The sequence below is a fragment of the Lacticaseibacillus daqingensis genome (genome assembly GCF_003946115.1).
Lineage (GTDB): Bacteria > Bacillota > Bacilli > Lactobacillales > Lactobacillaceae > Lacticaseibacillus > Lacticaseibacillus daqingensis.
In genome coordinates, this window is the sequence record NZ_RHOH01000001.1 from 71,243 (window position 1) to 93,596 (window position 22,354).

Here is a 22,354-nt window from a genome sequence, read left to right on the forward strand (position 1 = left end):
CGAAATGAAAGAACAGTGTCAACGGCGAGTTTGGCCGGTTGTGCTCGCAATGGTCGGCTTTTTGACCCTCTTGTGGTGTGGCGGGCACCCGGTTCAGGCCGCCACCTATCCAGTGCCTGAGGGCAAGCACGTGTATTACGTCGACGCCACGGCGGGCAACGACAGCAACAGTGGCACAAGCACTGATCAGGCGTGGCAATCCCTTGCGCAGGTCAATCAGACCACGTTCCAGCCGGGGGATGCGATCCTATTGAAGGCCGGGGCCCACTGGACTGGCACGCTGGCGCCAAAGGGCAGCGGGAGTGCGGCGCAGCCGATCATTCTCGGCGCGTACGGCGATGGGGCCAAGCCGGTGATCGATGGGGCCGGTCAGGAGAACACGGTCAGCTTTTTGAACCAGCAGTACTGGGAGGTTCGCGACTTGGAACTGACCAACAAGGAGCCGGGGCTGTCGCTCACAACGTTTGCCAGCAGTCCGCGCCGCGGGCTGCTGATCCTGGGTGCGGATTACAACCCGGATCATCTGACCAAAACCGACCCGAGCGTGGTCACGACGCTCCATGGGTTCAATGTGCACGATTTGTACATTCATGACATCTACGGTCAAGACGCCAAGGACCTGAACGGAAGCGCCGGGATTCAAGTCGCCGTGCGCGCGACCGGGCTGGTCAGCGGCGTGCTTGATCCGGCTGTGGTGAACGTGCGCACAACGTTCGATGACATTACCATCAAAAACAACCGCATTGCGCACGTCAACCGCTCGGGGATCATCCTGTACAGTAACTGGCGCTCGCGGACCCTTCTGCGGGCCGACAACACGTACGGAGACCCCAAAGTCACCCCGTGGACGCCGATCACGCATGTGGTGATCGAAGGCAACTCGTTGACAGATATCGGGGGCGACGGCATTGCCACGCACATGACTGATGGTGCGCTGGTTGCCTACAATTACCTGAATGGCTTCAACACCCGCTCCGCCGGCTACAACGCCGGTATGTGGGCCTGGGACGCGGATAACGCGACGTTCCAGTACAACGAGGCGACCGGCGGCGTGTCAACGCGTGACGGGATGCCGTGGGACTTTGACCAGGGGGAGCAAGGGACCCTTTACCAGTACAATTACTCGCATGATAATGCCGGTGGGACGCTCCTGTTTTGTTCCGACACTGCGGCGGAAACTGGCGCGGGAACCAAGAATGGGATTTTCCGCTACAATCTGTCCGTGAACGACCGCTACCAACTCTTCACGAACTGCAGCGGCACCGGCGTCCAAAACATTGACGTCTACAACAACACGTTTTACGTGGGCCAGGGGCTGAACACCAACCTGCTGGTCAACCAAAACGCGGCGACCGGTGTCACCTTTAAGAACAACATTTTCTACAACTTGGGCACGGGGACTTACGTGGCCAAGCCAACCTGGCACTATGCCAACAACCTTTTCTACGGGAACAACCAGCCGACGACAAGCGTCGTGCCGGATGCCTTCATGGTCAAGGCGGATCCGCAGTTCAAGGACCCGACCCCACCAGGCACGATCTGGGGCAACGACATCACTGCGCCGCGTGACGCCAAGGTGTGGCAAAAAGCGCTGGCTGGCTTTACGCTTCAGCCTGAGTCGCCAGCGGTGAACACCGGCCAATTCATCAGCTTGGCCACGACGACGCATCCGGGCCAGGTCGATCTGTACGGGAATGCGCTGTATAACGGTAACCCGGACATCGGGGCGTACGAGGCGCCACTGCCGGTGATGCCAGCGGTGGCCCCATGGTTACCGGTGGCTGCGCTCACCCCGGCAACGGTCAGCAACGGCGACTTTGAGGACACAACGAAGCAGGCGAACCGGGCCCCGTGGAACTTCCAGTGGAATGGGGCCATCACCAAGGCCAAGCCTGCGAACGGCCTGTACAGCGCCGAACTCAAGGCGGCCAATGATGGCGCGTCGCTGGAACAGACCCTGCTGGTTAGCCCGAACACGACGTACACCATTACCGCCAAGGTCAAGGTCGGCACGCCGACCGATAAGCTGAACATCGGCGCAAAATGGACCGCCGCAGGGCAAAACGCGGATGCGCGCGCGGCCATTCCGGCGACGCCAACCGAGTATCAGGATGTGACCTACACCTTCACCACCGGGGATACCACCAGTGCCACCATCTACTTCTACCGCGCAGGGGGTGCCACCGCCAGTTCGTTCGTGGATGATGTTAAAATTCAGCTCAACACGCCGGATCCGGTGGTGACACTGGGTCAGGCGGCTGACTTGCAGGTCCCGGTCACCGTTACCGGGGCGCCGAACGCCGTGGTGCAGATCACAGTGGGCGATCAGGCCCCGCAGACGCGGACGCTTAGTGCCACGGGTCAGCTGACGACGCCGCTGATGATCGTGCAAACGGCTACGGCCCAACCGCTCAGTGTTGTGGCAACACTGCCGGGCCAGCTGGCCTCAGAAACGGTCAATGCCACCATCCCCGCTGCCTCGGTACTGGCAGCCCCAACCGTGACGGTCGGGACTGAAGCCGCGGATGGGACGCTTCCTGTGACGGTGCAAACAGTAGCCAATGCGACGGTCGGCCTCGGCGCGCAAACCGTCCAGGCCGACGCAGCGGGTCAGGCGCGCCTGACCGTGACCCCTGACGCGACCGCTGTGACGCTGCCGCTGACCGTGCAAGCGGCGGGCCAACTCCCTTACGAAGGCACGGTCACGATTCCTGCTAAGCGGGTCCCAACGGTTTTCCCTGCCCCGCAGGTCACCGTCAGTGCCCCGACTGCTGAGGCCCAGGTGACCGTGACGTTCACCACGGCGCCAGGCGCCCAAGTGACCTTGGCGGATGAAACGAAAACGGCGGATGCCCAAGGCCACGTCAGCTTTACGCTGACGCTCACGGACACGGCGCAAACTCTGCCGGTGCGCGCGACCGCTACCGGTGAGACCCCGTACGAAGGCACCGTGGCCTTACCGGCAAAGACGCCGGCCGCACCGCTTGAGGCCGTTTTGGCCCCTGATGTCATGTTTGGCATCCCGAACCAGGCGGGTGACGTGACGGTGACGATTCAGACGCAACCTAACGCGCGCGTCCAGCTGGGCCAGCAAAGCGGCTCGGCTGACGGCAAGGGTCAGGTGGTGCTGACGATCGCGGCAACGGACCAAGACGTCGCGTTACCGCTGATCATCACGGTCCCGGGTCAGACGCCGTACACGGCAACGGTCACGATCCCTAAGAAGCAAACGCCGCCAATCGTGGCGCCAACGCCTGATCCGCAGCCCGCAGGCAAGAAGGGCCGCGGCACACGCGCGGGCCAACCAACGGCCAAAGCCGCAACGAAAAACTTACCACAAACCGGCAACCGGGCTTCCGGCCTGCTGGGCATCGGCGTGCTGGTGGTCGTGCTAGTGGTCGGGCTCAGTTGGTGGCGGCGCGCAGGTGACGCACGATGAAGCCGCGCGCGGTCCCGTTGCTCGGGGTCAGCTTGGGGTTGCTGTTGGCCTTGACCGGCTGCGGTCGGCAGACCACGGCCGGGGCGAGCGCGTCAAGCGCAACGGGCAGCGTGACCACGAGTCAGCGCTGGGCGTATGATAATGCCGTTGCCCGCCTCAAGCCAGTGACGACAAAGACTATCAAGTCGATTCCAGATGGCAGTTTTGTCTTCTTCGGCCGCCCGACCTGCCCGTACTGCCGCGCGTTTGTCCCCAAACTGGCGGACGCGCTGACGCAGGTTCACGTGACTGACATCTATTACTTCAACACCGATGAGCATGATCAAACCAACTATCAGGCCACGCGCGATGCGTATGGGATCGAGCTGGTGCCGAACCTGATCCAGATCCATCAGGGGCAGGTCAGCCATTACGATTTCAAGTCGTCACTGACAGATTTTCTGGCGCGGTAGTGATTTGTAGCAAAAAACGAAGTCCGGTCAGCACTGGGAACATGCCAGTACTGACCGGGCTTTTTGCGCTGTTCGGCGCATGAGGGAAAGCTTCGGCAGCGTGCACAAAAGCGTCTGAGGCAGCCTAACGCATGTCTGCTCGCCACGCACTGCGTTCCAACGAAGCGCAAGCCGGATCAGAAAAGCAGCGCCACAAACCCCAAGTTGCGGGTCTTGTGGCGCTGCTTGCTGATACTCTGGTAAAACTGCATTTTGGCTCAGCCTCGTGTGCGTGGTGGCTAAGACCGCTGGCGGCGCAGGGCGCGTGTCAGCGCGAGGAGGCCGAGGCCTACGAGGGTAAACAGGCCCAAGAGGCTGGCGGGGGAGAAGGCTTCCCCGGTTTGCGGCAGGTTGCCGCGCGTCACCTTAGGCGTTGGCGTTGTCTTGCCCGGGGTCGACGAATCGGGATGCGGGGCCGGCTTGTGATCCGCCGGCTGGCCGGCGGCTTTCGGTGCAGCGGGCGCTAAGGCGGCCAGCGCTTGCGTCAGCGTCTGGTGCGCGGCATCGATCGCGGCTTGCGTTGCATCCGCATCGGCGCCGAGTGTTGTCGCTTGGGCCCGCGCGGCTTGCAGCGTCTGCCAGCTCGCGGGGGTGTAGTCTCCCTGCACCAGGGCGCCAACAACCTGAAGCGTTTTGGCGAGGGCCTGCGTGTCGGCGCGCGGCGCGAGGGCGTTCAGCGCGGCGGACAAGGCGGCAGTGGCGGCATCGACTGCCGTTTGCGTGGCGTCTGCATCGGCCTGGGCGACCTGAGCAGCCTGACGGGCAGCGGCAAAAGCGGTCCAGGTGCTTGGCGTGTAATCCGCTTCTTGGCGCGCGTTGGCGGTTGTCAGCGCCTGGTCGAGCGGGGTTTTATCCGCAGCCTTGACCAGCGCATCAAGCGCGACCAGGAGCTTGTCCGTGGCGGTGTCGATGGCGGCCTGGGTCGGGGCCTCAGCGGTCGTCAGCGCGACCGCGTCCGCCAGCGGGCTGGCCAGTGCGGCGAAGCTGGTGGCGGTGTAGGCCGAAGCATCCAGCGCCTGAGCGGATGCGATGGCTTGATTCAGCGCGCTCAGGTCCGCCGGGGCATCAAGGACGAAGGTGGCGGTGCGGCTGGCGCCGGCCAACCCGTCCGTGGCAAAGGTGAGGGTGTTGCCGCTGGTGGTGAAGTTGGCGGCGTCTGCGCTCAGATGCACCGGATAGTTGAAGGTGAAGTTGACCGGGGCGTTGGTTTGTCGCGGATCGGTTGCTGAAATCGTGTAGGTGTTGCGACCGAGCGCCTTGATGACGATGGCCGCGGGGGTGTCGACGGACACGAAATCGCCAATCTGATCCGTGGCGGTCCAGACGTTGGCGAGGAGCGTGTCCGCGGTGTAGATGGCCTGCAAGCGATCGGTGTTGCTCAAAACGGTGTAGGCGGGCTTCTCCGCAAGCGCCTTGATCTGGGCATCCGTGGCACCGGGGACGGTGACGTACTCGTAGGTGCCGTTCGTGACGCTGCTGCCGTGCAGCGCGGCAAGGGTCAGGTACGTGTTTGTGTAACGCTTGGTGGACGGGAAGCTGTCGTTAATGTCCGCGTAAGTGCCGGAGCGCGTGGCCTGACTTAAGGCAACCTGATCATTGCCCGGTGCGACGATGTAGCCGACGTTGTTCTTCGGGTCCGTTGCGTTCACGTTGGCCCAGCTGGTGACCGCTTTTTGCGTCGTATAGGTGGCGCCGTCCACGGTCACGCGGTCACCCGCGGCCAGCTTGTGCTGGTCGAGGATGGTTTCGATGTCTGCGCTGGTGGTGCCGGTGATACCGGCACCGAGGTTCACGATCTGGCCATTGAGCAGGAACCAGGACTTCATCGCCTTCAAGTTTTGCCCCTGGTTAAGCTTGTTCAGCGCCATGCCGACACTGGCAATGGTGCCGTCGGTGGCGCCACCGACCCACGCCTGGGGGCTGTAAGTGGCTTGGCCGGCCCCTTTGGCGAGCGGGGCCGTGTCAACGGTGGTGCCGGGCAGCCGGTACGGGTCAACGGTCGGCCAGTACCCTTCGTCGAACTGTGTCACATCATGGGTGTAAAGGTAAACCATGCCGTCTGCGGTGTGCCAACCGGTGGCGTTTTCGGCGTTCATGAACTCGAAGTTGGCCACGCGCTTGGAGTACATGCTGATGCCGACGGAATAGTCGGCCGTTTTTTGCATGACGCGGTCCATGCTGGCGTAGATGTTGAGCGAAGCCGTATCGTTGGCGCCGGCGGCTAGGGCGGTGGTCAGCCCAGTGATGGCGGCAAAATCGCGCGGGTTCTGGAAGTAGTTATACCGGTCACCGACTTGGGCGACCCAGGTGGCGATGGCCTGGTAGATCTTGGTGCGCAACGCCGCTGGGGTGGCGGGGGCGATCAGCGTCAGGTTCGCCAGCGTCTCCTTGCCGGTTTCGAGCTCCGTTGTTTCGGGGTTGGTGCCCGGCGCCCGCGAGATGCTTCGGCCGGAAACCATCGATGGCATCCGCCCGTTGACCATCAGCTGCAAAATGCCTTTGTCGATCAGGGTGTTGATGTTGGTGAACTGATCGGCGGGGATGGCCCATGGCGTGTCAACCAAAACGGAAGACACGCGCGCGATCCCTTTGAGCATTTCATTCCCGTAGCTGCCGGTATAAGGAATGGCGGTGTGTTGAATGTAGGACGCGTCGGCGTAGATCCCATCGCCCTTGGTGACGAGTCCCATCGCCTTGGGGAGGTTCTGCTGCACGAGGGCCACGCGGCTGTCATCTTCGAGCAGTAGACCGCTGGCCAAAACGGAGATGGAAATGTCCGTCAGGTTGGCGCCGGTGGCGGTGCCGAACCGGCCGATCGCCTGCAGCTGCTTGTTCGGGTCGGGATCGTACGCGATGAGCGGCTGCACGAACTTCTCCAACTTCGCGTAATCCTGTGCTTTGAGGTCGTCGTGGAGCAAGATCAGCGTGTCATCGAGTTGCTGCGCAGCGCCGATTTGGAAGTCCCACCAGTTGCCCGTCATAAAGTTGCCGGTGTAGTGCATCGTGTCGACCATGAAGTCCAGTGCGCTGATGATGGCATTGTAAACTGCCTTGTTCTGGTAGGCTTGACTGAGTGGATTGTAGTAACCCAGTGTCAGCTGCTTGATTTTCGTGAAGGTGGTGGTGTAGTCGGCCGAGTCGGTATCTGTCGCGACGCGCGGCCACAGCCGGGTGCGCCCGGCACTTTGATCCAAGGTCTGCCACAGTGCGTCGCTTTGCTGGGCCAGGCTGGTCAGATAGGCCTTGACGTTTGGATCGCTGGTATCCGCGTTCGGGTCAATGAGCCGGTCGCGCCAGCGCTTGCGCATGATATCGTACTCCTGGCGTTCGGCGGCGACGGTGACGCGGGTCGTGGCCTGAACGTCGGTGTTTTTCAACGCGACCGTGATCGTCGTGGTGTCTGCCTTGAGCGCCTTGACCGTGCCATCCGTCACTGCGGCCACCGTCGGATCTGAGCTGGTCCAGGTGAGCTGGTCAGCTGTCGGGGTCAGGCTCGTGGGGTCGGCAGTGAGCGCCAGTTTGGTTGTGCGCCCGACGCTCACCGCGGTGGTGGCCGGGCTGAGCGTCAGCTTTGAGGCATGGGGCGCCTCGGTGTAAACCGCCAGTTCATTGATGCTTGAGCCGTAGTACTGCTTGTTTGCCGCATTCAGGAACTGCTTTTGCTGGTGGTACTTGACGTAGCGTGCCTGCGTTGGGGCAAAGGTGAAGGTGCGGGCGACGGCCGTGCCTTGCGTCCCGGTTGTGGTCGCGGCCACCGGCGTGAAGTTTGCCTCATCGGTGGCCACGAGCAGCTCATACGCGGGCGCCTCTGCGTGAAAAGAAACACTGATTTCGCCGACGGTTTGCGTTTTGCCTAAGTCAACCGTCAGCCACTGGTCGTCAACCTTATCGGCCGACCAGCGCGTGCTTGGGTCCCCGTCGACGGCAAACTTCCCGTCAAACTGGGGGTAGACCCAGGCGCCAGTGGCTGTTTTGCCGCCCTCGACCCCTGAAAACTGGACCGGCTGGTTCAGCGCAAGGTTCGTGCTGTCAGCCTGAACGTGCAAAGTACTCATACCCAGAACGCTGAACGCAAGCAAGCTGATGCCTGCAATGTGTCGCTTTTTCATTCTGTTCCTCCTATTCTGGTCGTGAGATCATCGTCTACTATGACCATCTGCCAGCTGCTGATCAGTGTACCAATCCCGATCGGCGGCGTGCCGGCACAGCTGAGCAGATGGAGACTTAGGACGGTTGGTGGCCACACTAAGTCGCTCTACCACGCGTTGGTGGACGCACGTTAGAATAAAAGCAGAATAGCAATCAGTTATTGAAAGCGCAAACAATTCGTCTCCGCGACTTCCGTGGTATAGCTGGGTTCGGCCTTGTTTATTAAACGTTATTTACGGCACAGAAAATATTGGTATCATTACTTTGAGGCAAGATTCCATTACGTGAATTTACCGATATCGTGTAATTTAATGTAAAATAATCTATGAAAAAGCGTCTTTCATTAACGGTTTGGCGATTTGAGCACGCGGTCGGGGGTCCCTTTGACATCTGCCGGCACATTTTGTACAATCGAACCACAAACTGAATCGATGAAGTAGTCAAAGTGCTTTGTCCGAGTTTGCCTTAGGGCGCAGACTCGGATACTGCACTTTTTTAATGGGGAAAGGACCGGCAATATGGCACAGACAGTCACTGAGTATGATACGATCGCCGCGATTTCGACGCCGCCTGGTGAGGGCGCGATCTCGATCGTGCGTTTGAGCGGGGAGGGCGCCGTGGCCACGGCCGCGGCAGTGTTTAAAGGGCGGGACCTGACCCGGGTGGCCAGTCACACCATCAACTACGGGCACATTCTCGACCCGCAAAGCGGCGAAACCGTTGACGAGGTGATGGTCAGCGTGATGCGTGCGCCCAAGACGTACACCCGCGAAGACCTGGTGGAAATCAACTGCCACGGTGGCATCGTGTCCACTAACCGAGTCCTGCAGCTGCTGGTCGGCGCTGGCGCCCGCCTGGCCGAGCCCGGTGAGTTCACCAAGCGTGCTTTTTTGAATGGCCGCATCGATTTGACCCAAGCCGAGTCCGTGATGGATCTGATCCGGGCCAAAACCGATCGCGCTATGCAGGTCGCGGTGGATCAGCTGGACGGCAACCTCAACCACCTGATCACCGCGCTGCGTCAGGAGATCCTCGAGGTGCTCGCGCAGGTCGAGGTGAACATCGATTACCCTGAGTACGACACCGACGAGATGACGACCCAGCTGCTGCAAGAAAAAGCACAAACCGTGCTGGCGCGCGTGGACACGCTTTTGCAAACCGCAAGCCAAGGTAAGGTGCTGCGCAACGGCCTCGCCACTGCCATCGTCGGGCGGCCCAATGTCGGCAAATCCAGCCTGCTCAACCACATGCTGCACGAGGACAAGGCGATCGTGACCGATGTGGCCGGTACCACTCGCGACGTGCTTGAGGAGTACGTCAACGTGCGTGGCGTGCCGCTGAAGCTGGTCGACACCGCCGGCATTCGCGACACCGAAGATAAGGTGGAGAAAATCGGCGTCGAACGCTCCCGCCAGGCCATCACCAAGGCCGACCTGGTGCTGCTGGTGCTCGATGCCAGCCAGCCGCTGACGGCGGAAGATTCGGCCCTGATCGACGCTACCGCCGCTAAGCGCCGCATCGTGGTGCTGAATAAGCAGGATCTGCCTGTGCAGCTGCAGTTGCCGACCAGCGTTCCATCCAACACCGTGGTGCGCACCTCGATCACCACTGGCGCCGGCGTGGAGGCGCTGGATACCAAGATCGCCGACATTTTCAACGCCGGCATCGAGAACAGTCAAAGCACCCTGATGGTCACCAACGCGCGCCAAATCGGCCTGCTGCGCCAGGCCAAAGTGAGCCTTCAAGCCGTCCTGACCGGCATCGAGGCCGGCATGCCGATCGACCTCGTGCAGATCGACATGACCGCCGCCTGGGATAAGCTGGGCGAAATCACCGGCGATGCAGCCCCTGACGAGTTGATCACCCAGCTGTTCTCGCAGTTCTGCTTGGGCAAGTAAACCAGAGCGAAGTGGCGCGGTTATGAGGGTTGGGCTAAGGCGGCCTGATGCTTGCGCCCGCACTTAGGCGCGAGTGGCAGGACGACTTAGACCGCACCCTCATGCGCCACGCAGCTCGACGAAATGAACCAGAGCAGAGCAAAGCGCACTTAGCAGGACAGCTAGCCTAGCCATGATGCTTGCGCCCGCACTTAGGCGCAAGTGGCAGGGCGACTTAGCCCGCGCCGGCAGCCAGCAGGCGAATGACCAACTTTTAACAACAAGCCCACTATTTCCCGGGCAATAAAAGGAGAAAACATGCCAGAAGTCAAAGAGTACGAAGCGGCCACCTATGATGTTGTGGTGGTCGGTGCCGGCCATGCCGGCTGTGAGGCGGCGCTGGCCGCCGCGCGGATGGGCCAGCACACGCTGTTGATCACGATCAGTCTGGAAATGCTGGCATTCATGCCGTGCAACCCAAGCGTTGGCGGACCGGCCAAGGGCATCGTCGTGCGTGAAATCGACGCGCTGGGCGGCGAAATGGGCCGCAATATCGACAAGACCTATATTCAGATGCGGCTGCTGAACACCGGCAAGGGGCCAGCCGTGCGCGCCCTGCGCGCGCAGGCCGATAAGGCGGCGTATCACCGCTCGATGAAGGCCACGATCGAGGCGACCCCGAACCTGGACCTGCGCCAGGGGCTGGTGGAGCGCCTGCTGGTGGAAGACGACGCCTGCGTCGGGGTCGTGGCGGCTACCGGCGCCCGCTACCGCGCCAAAAGCGTGGTGCTGACGGCGGGCACGTCTAGTCGCGGCAAGATCATCATCGGCGAGCTGATGTACTCTTCGGGCCCCAACAACAGCCTGCCGAGCATTCGCTTGTCCGAGGATCTGGAGCGCCAGGGCTTCAAGCTGCGCCGCTTCAAAACCGGGACGCCACCGCGCGTGCTCGGGCGCTCGATCGATTTTAGCCAGACGGAAGAGCAGCCTGGGGACACGACGCCGAACCACTTCTCCTTCACCACGCCGGATAGCGTCTACCTGAAGGACCAGCTGTCCTGCTGGATGACGTACACGAACGATCAGACGCACGCGATCATCCGCGAAAACCTCGACCGCGCGCCGATGTTTTCTGGCGTCATCAAGGGCGTGGGACCGCGCTACTGCCCGTCCATCGAGGACAAGGTGGTGCGCTTTGCCGATAAGCCGCGCCACCAGCTTTTCCTGGAGCCGGAGGGCCGCGACACCGATGAGTACTACGTCGGCGACTTTTCGACCTCGATGCCTGAAGAGGTCCAGCTGAAAATGCTGCGTAGTGTCGCCGGGCTGCAAAACGCCGAGCTGATGCGCCCGGGGTACGCCATCGAGTACGACATCATCGAGCCGTGGCAACTGACCGCCACGCTTGAAACCAAGGTGGTCCCGAACCTTTTCACCGCGGGTCAGATGAACGGGACCAGCGGCTACGAAGAGGCAGCGGGGCAGGGCCTGATCGCCGGCATCAACGCCGCGCTGCGGGCGCAAGGCAAGCCTGGGTTCACCCTGCAGCGCTCCGATGCTTACATCGGGGTGATGATCGATGACCTGGTCACAAAGGGCACCAATGAGCCGTACCGCCTGCTGACGAGCCGGGCTGAGTATCGCCTGATCCTGCGTCATGACAACGCAGATCTGCGCCTGACGGACAAGGGCCGCGCGCTGGGCCTGATTGATGATGCGCGCTATGCGGCGTTCACCGCCAAGCGGGCCGCGATCACGGCCGAGATCAAGCGACTTCAAGCGGTCCGCCTGCGCCCCAAGGACGTCAACGACTGGCTGGCGGCCAACGGCGGTGCGCCGCTCAAGGACGGGGTTTTGGCCAGCGATTTCCTGAAGCGGCCGGAGGTGACCTATCAGGCGCTCATGGCCTTTGCGCCGGCAGCCGCGCCGGTTGACCGCTACGTGGCGGAAGAGGCCACGGTGCAGATCAAATATGCCGGTTACATCGACAAGGAGCAGCAAAGCATCGCGAAGCTCCACCGGCTGGAGGCCAAGAAGATCCCGGTCAACCTCGACTACGCCGCCATCAATGGATTGGCGACCGAGGCGCGCCAGAAGCTGACCAAGATCCAGCCCGAGACCCTCGCGCAGGCGAGTCGGATCTCTGGGGTCAACCCGGCGGATGTCGCGATCCTGTCGGTGTACATTGAGCAGGGACGCATTGCAAAAGTGCAGGCATAATAAATAAAAAGCATCATCTCGGTAGGCGAGATGATGCTTTTTGATTGTTTTGACGATGATCAGATAGGGCGGCCGCGCCGACGAACGCGACTGTGGCGGTGAGCGTCAGCACGTAGATGGCATTGGCCACCGTGAACAGGGCCCAGCAGGTGCCGCAGGAAACCAGCACGCCCACGGCCAGTGGCACCGCGACGCGCAGCACCGGCGGCCGGAGCACGGCCAGCGTCTCAAGCAGTAGCAGGACGATCAAGATGACGCCTGCGATCGTGACGATCTGCCACTCGTTGTCCATGTCGCGGAAGCGCTGGCCACCCAAGGGCAGAATCAGGTTGATGGCTAGCCAGCCGGCCGCCAACGGTGCCAGCACTAGCGTGGTCAGCCGCAGCCAGCCGCTTAATTGTCGTGTGTGCATCCGTGCCCCTCCCCCAGTTGATGCCCTTAGTATAGCGAGCTCAGGCGGATTGCTTCAGCACCACGGCGCAATTTATACTTTTCCTAAAAAAGGCGCTGAATCATCATTAACAGCCCAAGAATGAAGCACAACGATTCCGGAAGAGTACGAGGAAAAAAACGACGCCCGTGCTTCCGTTCGGCTGTGCCGAACGCCGCAGCGAGGCAGCCTATTCTGTTCCAACGAAGCACAAGCCGAATATAAGAAGGAGGCACTGTCAAACCTAAGTGCGGGTTTGTCAGTGCCTCTCGCTACCAGTCTAGGTTTTGTCTCAACCGCTTGGCAAAACCGGGTCAGGGGTGTGTTAGCAGGCTCACCAGTAGCCCAACGAGCACCGCCGCTAGGGCGGCCTTGCTGCCGGTGCGCCCGCGGTTGAGCAGGTGGTCGCGCCACTCCCGCCAAATCAGTCCCAGCGTGGCGATCAGGGCGACGCTGACAAGGATCAACAACTTCAGCACAACAGACATGAGGCACCCTCCCTTAGACTTCTAGGTCGAAATACGGGTTGATCTTCTTTTGCAAGTCGTGGATCTGCACGAGGTTGATGCTTGGGATCAGCCGGTAGATGAAGCCGGCGAAGGTATCGCGGTGGAACTTGTAGTCCATGCGCGCCATCCGGTGGCGGCGGTCCGCGGCTGTGATCTCCCAGACTTCAAGGTTATACGCCGCATCAGGAATAACTGAGATATATTTGGTCTTGTCGAGCCAAACAACGGGTTGTAATAAAGATTGATCAAGCATCGCGCATCCTCCAGTGAACAATTCCTGATGAGCTGCGCCCGGGCTGTGCAGTCATCGTGTGAAATTAATTATAGCAGAGTCGGCGAGAAAAATTGGGCTGAAATCACGCACGAAAGATTGTGAAAGTTAGTTCACAAGTGGCGAACAAGTTGCCGCAGTAAGCTTGGGGGTGTCAAGCCCCAATTTAACCGGAGGCCGGTATGAAAGCGGCTGAATGCTACCGGCGAGGCCGAAGCGCCACATAATAAAAAAATTTCTGAGCCAGCGAACCACCCAGAAATTTTCACAAGAATAGGCGAACATTCGTTCTAGACACCCCGCGTCCGAGCGCGCTTTTTAGCGCTAAAAACCGACCAATGCGGGTAAAAAGTTGATCATCATATGCAGTGCCCACGAGTAGCGCAAATCGCGTTGCCGGCGGTAGGTGTAGGCCAGCAGGAAGCCCATGCCGGCGTAGGTCAGCAAATAGACGGACAGGTGTGGCTCGTGCAGCAAGCCGAAGCACAGGCCGGAGGTGAGGACGCTGGCCCAAAAGTTCACGGGGGTGTCCTTGGTCCAAAACAGCGTCATGAACAGGCCGCGAAAGACAGTTTCTTCGATCACCGGGGCCAGCAACCCAGCCATCACGAACACGGTCCAGGGCCAGGCCGACTGTAGGGTCAGGATCTCCTTTTGGTTCGTCGGCGTGCCGAAGCGGGCGAGCGCGACGTTCAGCGCTAGTACCAGCGCGTACATTGTCACCACGAGGAACACGCCTTCTGCGCGCAGTTTGGTGCGCTGAATGCCCAGCGGATTGGCGCGGCGCAGGCGCCGGCGGTACAGCCAGAGAAGTGCCGCCGCGGTCAGCAGGCCCGCCGCCAGCGTACTGCCGGCCAGTAACCCGTCCGCCTGTGCGCCGGTGGCAGGCGTGAGGTGATACAGGCGGATCAGCACGAGCATCGGGACTTGGTAGAGGTACACACAGCTGGCGATGGCGGCAAAGGCCAAGCACTTTAACAGACGGCGGATGATGGACATGGCGGCCTCCTTGATGGGCAGATTTTCCCCAGTTTACCATAAACGGCGGCGATTATTGCCCGGGCAATAATGTGCTGCCACAACGGCCCCCTTTGCAGGTGCCGTTGTGCACTTAAATCAGCCCAAAGTGGCGCAGGGCGTTGGGAATACCTGCGTGCTGGTAGTCGTCGGTTTGATAGTCTGCCGCGGCCGCCACCGCGGGCAGGGCATTGCCCATGGCCACGCCCACTGTGGCCCGGCGCAGCATCGGAATGTCGTTGTTGCCATCGCCGAACGCGTATGTGGGCACACCGGCAAACTCTGGCCGGTCCGCCAGGATCTCGATGCCACTGCCCTTACTGATGCCGTGGTTGACCACGTCGATGGCGTAGTGGCCGTTGCGGAAGAAGTCGAGCTCGGGAAAATCCGCCTGGTACTGGGCGCCCACTGCTTCACCGGCTGCATCCCACGGCGTGAACAGCAGCAGCATGGTGACCGCCTCGCGCGTGGCAAAATCGGGGTCGATGACAGGCTCAGGCTGGATCACAACGTCGTAGGTCTTCTTCGTGTCCGCCGTGTGGGCCGTCAGCGCAACACCCCGGTCGTTGTAGAGCGAGACGGGCAACCCATCGGCTTTGGCCTGCGCCAAGAAGCGGTGGAGCTGCGGCTTGCCGAGCGGGCTTTGGTAAAGGTGCTCGCCGTGCAGCACAATGTCCGCCCCGTTGGCGCAGATCAGCGTGTCAATGCCGCTGACTTCTTGCAAGGCGGTCAGCTCCCACTGATTGCGCCCGGTGCAGATGATCGGCACACAGTCGTTTTGCTGCAGCTGGTGCAGGGCCGCCAGGTTCTCCGTTGGGATCTGCTTGGCGTCGTTGAGTAGGGTCATGTCTAGGTCAAAAAAGACGAGTGCTTTCGTCATGAAAGAGCCTCCATTCATTAATACCCCCAGTGTATCACGGGACCACGATTTTCGCCGGCGGGATTCTGCTCGTGCGGTGCTGTCCGCGTTTTTCGGGGCAAACAAAAAAACCGGCACCCGGCCGGTTTTTAAGGATTACTTGCTCAGCTTGCTTGCTGCGGCTTCGTCAAGGATGAGCGTGACGTTCGCGTGGTTCTGCAGAACGGAAGCTGGGACGTGGTTGGTGACAGGGCCTTCGATGGTGGCCTTGATGGCGTCCGCCTTGTCTTCCCCGTAAGCGAGGAGGATGATCTGCTTGCCCTTCATGATGGAGCCGATCCCCATGGAGATGGCGTAGCGTGGCACGTCTTCTTCCTTGTCGAAGAAGCGCTTGTTGGCTTCGATCGTGGATTCGGTCAGCTGAACCTTGTGGGTCTTGCCATCGAGGTCGGAACCTGGTTCGTTGAAGCCGATGTGACCATTGCGGCCGATGCCCAGGATCTGAATGTCGATCGGGTTGTCAGCGATGATCTTCTCGTAGTCAGCGGCGGCCTGGTCGCTGTCTGCGGCATTGCCGTTCGGCACATAGGAGTGGGCGAATGGCTTCTTGTTGAACAGGTTGTCCTTCATGAACTGGTGGTAGCTCTGCGGGTTGTCTTCTGGCAGGCCCACGTATTCGTCGAGGTTAACCGAGGTCATGTTCGTGAAGTCAAGGTCGCTTGCGATCATGGCTTGGTACAGGGTGATTGGCGTGGAGCCGGTGGCAAGCCCGAGCACCTTGTCGCCGTTTTCGATCCCTTTTTTGATGAGGTCAAAAGCGGCCTGGCCGCCAGCAACTTTGTCTTTTACGATTTTTACATCCATTATGAATACCCTCCTTGTTTGGTCTAGTCCAATATACAATGGAAATCAGACCCTGTCAATGTAGGGGGGCGCTTTTTGTGATTATTTTTGGGAACGTTCTCATGATTCAAGGAGCTGCTGACGCAGTTGGGTCAACGCGTGTACCGATAGTAATTGTTGTTGGATGACATAGGTCGGCCAGTCGCCAAATTCGGCGGTGATGAACGCGTGAACGGCTAGCTCACACTGGGTTTCGGCGGCGTGCGCATTTAACGCCGTGACCAGCGGGCTGGTGGGGTCTTGCACCGCGGCCAGCAGCGTCTCACGGTTGGCGCCAAACACAAGGTTGGTCAGCAGGTAGTCGGTTTGGATCACGGCGCGCGGTACGCCCAGCGCGCCAAGCACCATCATTGCGGCCACCCCGGTGCGGTCCTTGCCGGCGCTACAGTGAAACAGCAGCGCGTGGCGCGTTTGCGTCAGCAGGGCAAAGAGGGTGCGGAATGCGGCCAGCGCGTGCGGGTCGGTCAGCATGCGCAAGTAGGTGGCGGCCATCGGGGTGATGCGCGGGTCTTGCATCGCCGCCAGGGCCGCCGGCGGAACGGGACTGGTGGGCGCATCAAACGGGTAAACCGGTAGCGCGTGAACCGCTGTGCCGGGCGCCACCACATCAGGGTTGAGCGCCACCTCGCTGGGACTGCGCAGGTCCACCACCGTGCGCACACCATAAGCCCACAGCGCCTGGGCATCGGCTGGCGTCAGCTGACTCAAGGCGCCTGAGCGCAGCAGACGGTGGGTGCGCACGCGCTGGCCGGTGGCAGTCGGGTAGCCGCCAAGCTCACGCAGGTTGAGGCTGTTGGGAATGGGTAAGACCCGTGATTGTGGCATCAGGTGCCACCTCCTTTGCCCTTATTATACGGCAGGCGCGGTAGTAGTCGCCTTTTAGGCCGTTTTTGCGTATAATAAGGGCAAATTGACGAAAAAGGAGTTCATCATGGCAGGCGTAAAACTGTTCACGCTCAACGGCAACCAGCCGCTGGCCCAAAAAATCGCGACGGAGGTTGGACTGCCGCTGTCCCCAGCGTCGGTCAAGCACTTCGCGGACGGCGAGATCCAGATCGACCTCGATGACAGTGTCCGTGGGGCGGACGTCTTCGTGATTCAGCCGGTGTCAGATCCCGTTAACGAAAACCTGATGGAGCTGCTCATCATGATCGATGCGCTGCGCCGCGCCAGCGCGCACACCATCAACGTGGTGGTGCCGTACTATGGTTACGCTCGCGCCGACCGCAAGGCGCGCTCGCGTGAGCCCATCACCGCCAAGCTGGTGGCCAACCTGCTGGCGATGGACGGCATCGACCGCTTCATCGCGGTGGACCTGCACGCCGACCAGCTGCAAGGGTTCTTCGATGTGCCGGTCGATCACCTGCGCGCGCTGCCGCTTTTTGCCCAGTACTTCCGTCAGCTGCACCTCGATGGTGACGTGGTGGTGGTGGCGCCTGACCATAGCGGCACCAAGCACGCCCGCGAGCTCGCCGAGTTCCTCGGCGCGCCGATCGCGATCGTCGACAAGCGGCCGGACGCCGACGCCGGCGTGATCGGCGATGTTGAAGGCGCCCATGCCATCGTGATCGATGATATGATCGACACCGGCGATCGTGTTGCCGAAGCGCTGACCGCACTTCAGGCCGCGGGGGCCAAGGACGTCTATGCCGTGGCCACCCACGCCGTTTTCTCCCGCGGCGCGACTCAACTGCTGGCGGACCTGCCCCTCAAGCAGATCGTGGTGACCGACAGCATCAACCTGCCGGCCGACAAGCGGCTCGCCAACATGGTGACCCTGTCCATCGGCCCGATGCTCGGCCAGGCGATCTGCCTGATCGCGACGAACCAGTCGATCCACCCGCTGTTCGAATTTGAATAAAGCACCAAGCGATGCCGACCGGCCATGTTTTGAACACGCACGGTCGGCGTTTTTTTGTAAAATTCCTTGCGCCCGTAAGGCCTGCGTGCTATTATTATCTAGTCGTTAAGGCACATGGGTGGTTAGCTCAGCTGGCAGAGCAACGGACTCTTAATCCGTGGGTCCAGGGTTCGATCCCCTGACCACCCAGAATAGCAACCGGTAAGCAGAGATGCTTGCCGGTTTTTTGTTGCGCACCAAAAAATCGCCGTACCGGCGATTTTCGTGGTTCAACTCAATGATGAGGAGACCCCGGCGTGAGGTGACACAGCGTTGTAGCGGATTGACGTCTGATAATTTCTTTTTTGTACCACGAGAGGATCCGCAACACCGCGTGATTGATTGTTTTATAAAACCATTTGAAAAGCCATGTTTTCTTTTCCCTAGGTTTGTTGATATAATCGCGGTGTGTAAGCACGAGGTCGATTGCCAGCCGTGAAAACGGAGGGTCAATCGATGCGTGAAGGAAGTCGGCGCGTTAAATTATATAAGGCAGGCAAACTGTGGGTTGCCTGCGCTACAATCATGATTGCCGGAGGGGTCGCATTGGTTGCGACATCGCCGGCTAGAAGTGTTGGGGCGGCCAAGGCCACCGCTTCGGTTTTAACAGCGCCGATCGCGCTGAGCAGTCAGGCGCTGACCGGCGACTCGGCGGCGCCGGTGGTGACTAGCAAGGATCGCAACGGGAATGATTCGGTCGACCCAGACAACACCGGCAGCGGGGTGACCACCATCTCCGACGCCAACATCGCCGATTATTTTGACGTGCGCGACATTGCGGGGATGCCGAAGACGTTCGAAGGCAAAAACGTGCAGCTGACCAACGGGTTGGAAGACCCGAACAAGCCGGGTCAGCCGCAGTTCTCCAGTGGCATGGTGATGATGCTGGCTAACCAGCAGATCGACTTCACCACCGACTTTGCGCTGAACCTCACCATGCACGTCGCGTGGGACCCGAAGACCATGGGCAGCTGGCTTGGCGGCGATGGCTCCGCGCTGTTCTTCGAGCCGCTCAGCCAGGCCCAGGTGCTCGCCACGGCCGCGACTGGCGGTGGCTTGGGACTGACCAAAAATGCCGCGGCCCAAAAGCAGACCATGAGCTTCAACCTCTCGGCCAACGCGTTGGGCCAGCTTGGCGGCGTCCAGAACCACTGGTACGCCTACCGCTCGACCGGGAACAACCAGCCGCTTGACGGGCTGACCGACATGGGCAAAGACACCGGCTTCATCAAAACTGCCGGCAGTCTGGGCTACACCTACGACATGACCTACACCGCCGCCACGCGCAAGTTGCACGTGGCAACGTTCGACGTGAACGGGCAGCCGGTCAAAACCTGGGACGTGGCGATCACGGCTGCGCAGGTTGGCCAAGGCTACACGCTGGGCGTGACCGCGTCCACCGCCGCTTCCCACGCCGCTTATACCGCGACGTTTAACCACTACACCTACACGCCGTCCGGGGCGTCGCTAGCGCTCAGCGCGCAAGGCCTGCCAGCGGGGACGACTGGCCCGAGCCAAAAGGGCATCAAGGCGCTGGCCGGCAATCACGTCGCGTTTTATCCCGAAGGCACTGCTAAACCAACGGTCACGCCGACCGGCTTTCCGCTGACCAGCGCCTACGCCGTGCCGGCGATCGACGGTTACGTGTTGCGCAAGACGCAGTTCATCGACATTGCGCCCGGCGACGCCAACCAAGTCGTGCTGAATTACGGGCAGCCGGCCACCACCACGGTGCGCTACGTCGATGAGGCCGGACAGCCGCTGAAGCCGGCCGTGACGCTGAACGGTTTTGTCGGGGATCGTTACACCGCCGATAAAACGCTCGCGGGTTACGACTACGTGGGGCTGGGCACGGATTCCGCCCCGCTGACCGGCCCGTTCACGGCGGCCAATCAGACGGTGACGCTGGTCTTCCGGCGGCCAGCCACCCAGCTGGCCGTGCGTTACGTTGATGACGCCGGGCGTGAAATTCAGGCGCCAACCAGCCAAGACGGCCTCATCGGCGCCGATTACACCGTCACCGTGCCTACCCTCAAGGATTACGATTACGTGGGGCTGGGCACCGGCTCCGCACCGTTGACCGGGCAAGTTGCGGCCGGTTTGACCGTGACGCTGGTGTACCGGCACAAGGAAAGTCAGCTCCCGACCCCGGCAACTGCCGGTGACCTGACCATTCGCTACGTGGACGAGCAGGGCAACCCGCTTCAGCCGGATGTGGTGAAGGCTGGCTTCGTGGGTAACCGCTATGAAGTCACGGCCCCTACGCTGACCGACTACGATTACGTGGGATTGGGTGCGGATTCCGCCGCTTTGAACGGCCAGTTCACTGTTGCGCCGCAAACCATTACCTTGGTTTACAAGCACGTGCAGACCCAGGGCGACTTGACCGTCCGTTACGTTGACGGGAACGGCGATGTGCTGCAGACCAGCACGACGCTGACCGGCGACCTTGGCAGCAAGTTTGCCGTGACCATTCCCGCCATCGCAGGCTATCACTATATCGGCGCGGGCAAGGTGGGCAGTCAGATCACTGGGACGTACACCAAGGCACCACAGGTGGTCACGCTTGTTTACACCCGCAACGAAAACAAGGTGCCGACGCCTGAACCCGCCGGCGACCTGACCATTCGCTACGTCGATGAAAAAGGCAAGACGCTGCGCCCCGATGTGGTGAAGTCTGGCTACATCGGTAACGGCTACGAAGTGACGGTACCTGCGATTACCGACTACGATTACGTCGGGCTGGGTGACGGCTCGGCTGCCTTGAAGGGTCGGTTCACCACCACAGCGCAAACCATCACGCTGGTGTATCAGCACAAGGCGATCCAGACCCCGACACCGGTGGCCGCTGGGGACCTGACCATTCGCTACGTCGATGAAAAAGGCAAGACGCTGCGCCCCGATGTGGTGAAGGCTGGCTACGTCGGTAACGGCTACGAAGTGACGGTGCCTGCGATTACCGACTACGATTACGTCGGGCTGGGTGACGGCTCGGCTGCCTTGAAGGGTCGGTTCACCACCACAGCGCAAACCATCACGCTGGTGTATCAGCACAAAGCGATCCAGACGCCGACGCCGGAAGTCGCTGGGGACCTGACCATTCGCTATGTCGATGAGCAGGGCAAGACGTTGCGCCCCGATGTGGTGAAGTCTGGCTTTGTGGGTAACGGCTATGGCGTCACAGCACCTGCCATCCAAGACTACGATTACGTTGGGTTGGGTGACGGTTCGGCGGCTTTGAAGGGCCAGTTCACCGCCACGGCGCAGAACATCACCCTGGTATATCAGCATAAGGCGATTCAGACCCCGACACCGGCGGCCGCGGGCGACCTGACCATTCGCTACGTCGATGAGCAGGGCAAGACATTACGCCCCGATGTGGTGAAGTCTGGCTTTGTGGGTAACGGCTACGGGGTGACGGCCCCCGCGATTGCGGACTACGATTATATCGGGTTGGGTGACGGTTCGGCTGCTTTGAAGGGTCAGTTCACCGCCGCCGCGCAAACCATCACGCTGGTGTACCAGCACAAGGCGATCCAGACGCCGACACCTGAACTCGCCGGTGACCTGACCATTCGCTACGTCGACGAGCAGGGCAAGACGCTGCAACCTGATATGGTAAAGTCTGGCTTTGTGGGTAACGGCTATGAAGTGACGGTGCCTGCGATTACCGACTACGATTACGTCGGGCTGGGTGACGGCTCGGCTGCTTTGAAGGGTCGGTTCACCGCCGTAGCGCAAACCATCACGCTGGTGTACCGGCACAAGGCGATCCAGACCCCGACGCCGGCGGCCGCGGGTGATCTGACCGTTTGCTGTGTCGACGAAAACGGTAACCCGCTTCAACCTGATGCGGTGAAGGCTGGCTACGTCGGTAACGGCTATGAAGTGACGGCCCCCGCGATTACCGACTACGATTACGTTGGGCTAGGTGAGGATTCCGCGGCCTTGGCGGGTCAGTTCACCGCCGCTGCGCAGACCATCACGCTGGTGTACCGGCGGCACGTTACCCCGACCACAACGCCAACCGTTGATCCGGTTGACCCGACCACTGGAACGCCGGGTCAACCAAGTTCGACCGGTCGCCACGGCGCGACCGACAACCGCACGTCGACAACCGGCCCTGCGACCAAGGCGACGCTGCCGCAGACTGGGGACCAGCGTAACCTGCTGCTACAGGCACTGGGGATGTTGTTCTTGGGGCTGACGAGTGCTGGCGTCATGATCGACCGGCGGCGTGAGCGGTGATGCACCGTCAGTGATGCAACTGAATATGATGATGAGAGGCT

At 61.0% G+C, this 22,354-nt stretch carries 14 protein-coding genes and 1 tRNA gene; 7 read left to right on the forward strand and 8 right to left on the reverse strand.

Features of this window, described 5'->3' with window-relative positions; genetic code table 11:
• Nucleotides 1-4: 4 nt before the first annotated feature.
• Together EKM88_RS00305 and EKM88_RS00310 are read left to right on the forward strand one after the other, a co-directional pair.
• Entirely contained in the window at nt 5-3,439 is a 3,435-nt protein-coding gene (locus EKM88_RS00305) for a carbohydrate binding domain-containing protein (protein ID WP_125702184.1), read from the forward strand.
• A complete protein-coding gene (locus EKM88_RS00310; RefSeq protein ID WP_125702185.1) occupies nt 3,436-3,891 on the forward strand; it encodes a thioredoxin family protein in 456 nt (151 codons plus the stop codon). Before EKM88_RS00305 ends, EKM88_RS00310 begins: the two co-directional genes overlap by 4 nt.
• Before the next feature lie 278 nt (nt 3,892-4,169).
• On the opposite strand, the gene EKM88_RS00315 is transcribed toward EKM88_RS00310, so the two are convergent.
• Nucleotides 4,170-8,039, reverse strand: a complete 3,870-nt coding sequence (locus EKM88_RS00315) for a polysaccharide lyase family 8 super-sandwich domain-containing protein (RefSeq protein ID WP_125702186.1) — start codon at nt 8,037-8,039, stop codon at nt 4,170-4,172.
• 558 nt (nt 8,040-8,597) lie between these two features.
• On the opposite strand from EKM88_RS00315, the gene mnmE reads away from it, so the two are divergent.
• Both mnmE and mnmG read left to right on the forward strand, forming a co-directional pair.
• Complete coding sequence (mnmE, locus tag EKM88_RS00320; protein WP_125702187.1) at nt 8,598-9,977, forward strand: tRNA uridine-5-carboxymethylaminomethyl(34) synthesis GTPase MnmE; 1,380 nt, start codon at nt 8,598-8,600, stop codon at nt 9,975-9,977.
• 297 nt (nt 9,978-10,274) lie between these two features.
• A complete protein-coding gene (gene mnmG, locus EKM88_RS00325; protein WP_125702188.1) occupies nt 10,275-12,176 on the forward strand; it encodes a tRNA uridine-5-carboxymethylaminomethyl(34) synthesis enzyme MnmG in 1,902 nt (633 codons plus the stop codon).
• A 13-nt stretch (nt 12,177-12,189) separates the two neighbouring features.
• On the opposite strand, the gene EKM88_RS00330 is transcribed toward mnmG, so the two are convergent.
• From EKM88_RS00330 to EKM88_RS00355, 7 genes are all read right to left on the reverse strand, one after another.
• Nucleotides 12,190-12,588, reverse strand: coding sequence for a hypothetical protein (locus EKM88_RS00330; protein ID WP_125702189.1), 399 nt, complete (start codon nt 12,586-12,588; stop codon nt 12,190-12,192).
• A 332-nt stretch (nt 12,589-12,920) separates the two neighbouring features.
• The gene (locus EKM88_RS13175; RefSeq protein ID WP_164511941.1) at nt 12,921-13,094 is read right to left on the reverse strand and encodes a hypothetical protein; all 174 of its coding nucleotides are present in this window, start codon (nt 13,092-13,094) and stop codon (nt 12,921-12,923) included.
• A gap of 13 nt (nt 13,095-13,107) precedes the next feature.
• Nucleotides 13,108-13,368, reverse strand: a complete 261-nt coding sequence (locus EKM88_RS00335) for a hypothetical protein (protein WP_125702190.1) — start codon at nt 13,366-13,368, stop codon at nt 13,108-13,110.
• Nucleotides 13,369-13,710: 342 nt separating this feature from the next.
• Entirely contained in the window at nt 13,711-14,385 is a 675-nt protein-coding gene (locus EKM88_RS00340; protein WP_125702191.1) for a CPBP family intramembrane glutamic endopeptidase, read from the reverse strand.
• A 112-nt stretch (nt 14,386-14,497) separates the two neighbouring features.
• Nucleotides 14,498-15,283: a Cof-type HAD-IIB family hydrolase gene (locus EKM88_RS00345; RefSeq protein WP_125702192.1), complete on the reverse strand. Its 786-nt coding sequence runs from the start codon at nt 15,281-15,283 to the stop codon at nt 14,498-14,500.
• Between the two features lie 135 nt (nt 15,284-15,418).
• The gene (nagB, locus tag EKM88_RS00350; protein ID WP_125702193.1) at nt 15,419-16,126 is read right to left on the reverse strand and encodes a glucosamine-6-phosphate deaminase; all 708 of its coding nucleotides are present in this window, start codon (nt 16,124-16,126) and stop codon (nt 15,419-15,421) included.
• A gap of 99 nt (nt 16,127-16,225) precedes the next feature.
• The gene (locus tag EKM88_RS00355) at nt 16,226-16,990 is read right to left on the reverse strand and encodes a tyrosine-protein phosphatase (RefSeq protein WP_125702194.1); all 765 of its coding nucleotides are present in this window, start codon (nt 16,988-16,990) and stop codon (nt 16,226-16,228) included.
• Nucleotides 16,991-17,096: 106 nt separating this feature from the next.
• On the opposite strand from EKM88_RS00355, the gene EKM88_RS00360 reads away from it, so the two are divergent.
• From EKM88_RS00360 to EKM88_RS00370, 3 genes are all read left to right on the forward strand, one after another.
• Nucleotides 17,097-18,026 carry a ribose-phosphate diphosphokinase gene (locus EKM88_RS00360; RefSeq protein WP_125702195.1) on the forward strand — a complete coding sequence of 310 codons (930 nt, stop codon included), beginning with the start codon at nt 17,097-17,099 and terminating at the stop codon, nt 18,024-18,026.
• A 116-nt stretch (nt 18,027-18,142) separates the two neighbouring features.
• A tRNA-Lys gene (locus EKM88_RS00365) sits at nt 18,143-18,215 on the forward strand.
• Between the two features lie 306 nt (nt 18,216-18,521).
• Complete coding sequence (locus EKM88_RS00370; RefSeq protein WP_125702196.1) at nt 18,522-22,313, forward strand: MucBP domain-containing protein; 3,792 nt, start codon at nt 18,522-18,524, stop codon at nt 22,311-22,313.
• Nucleotides 22,314-22,354 lie beyond the last annotated feature (41 nt).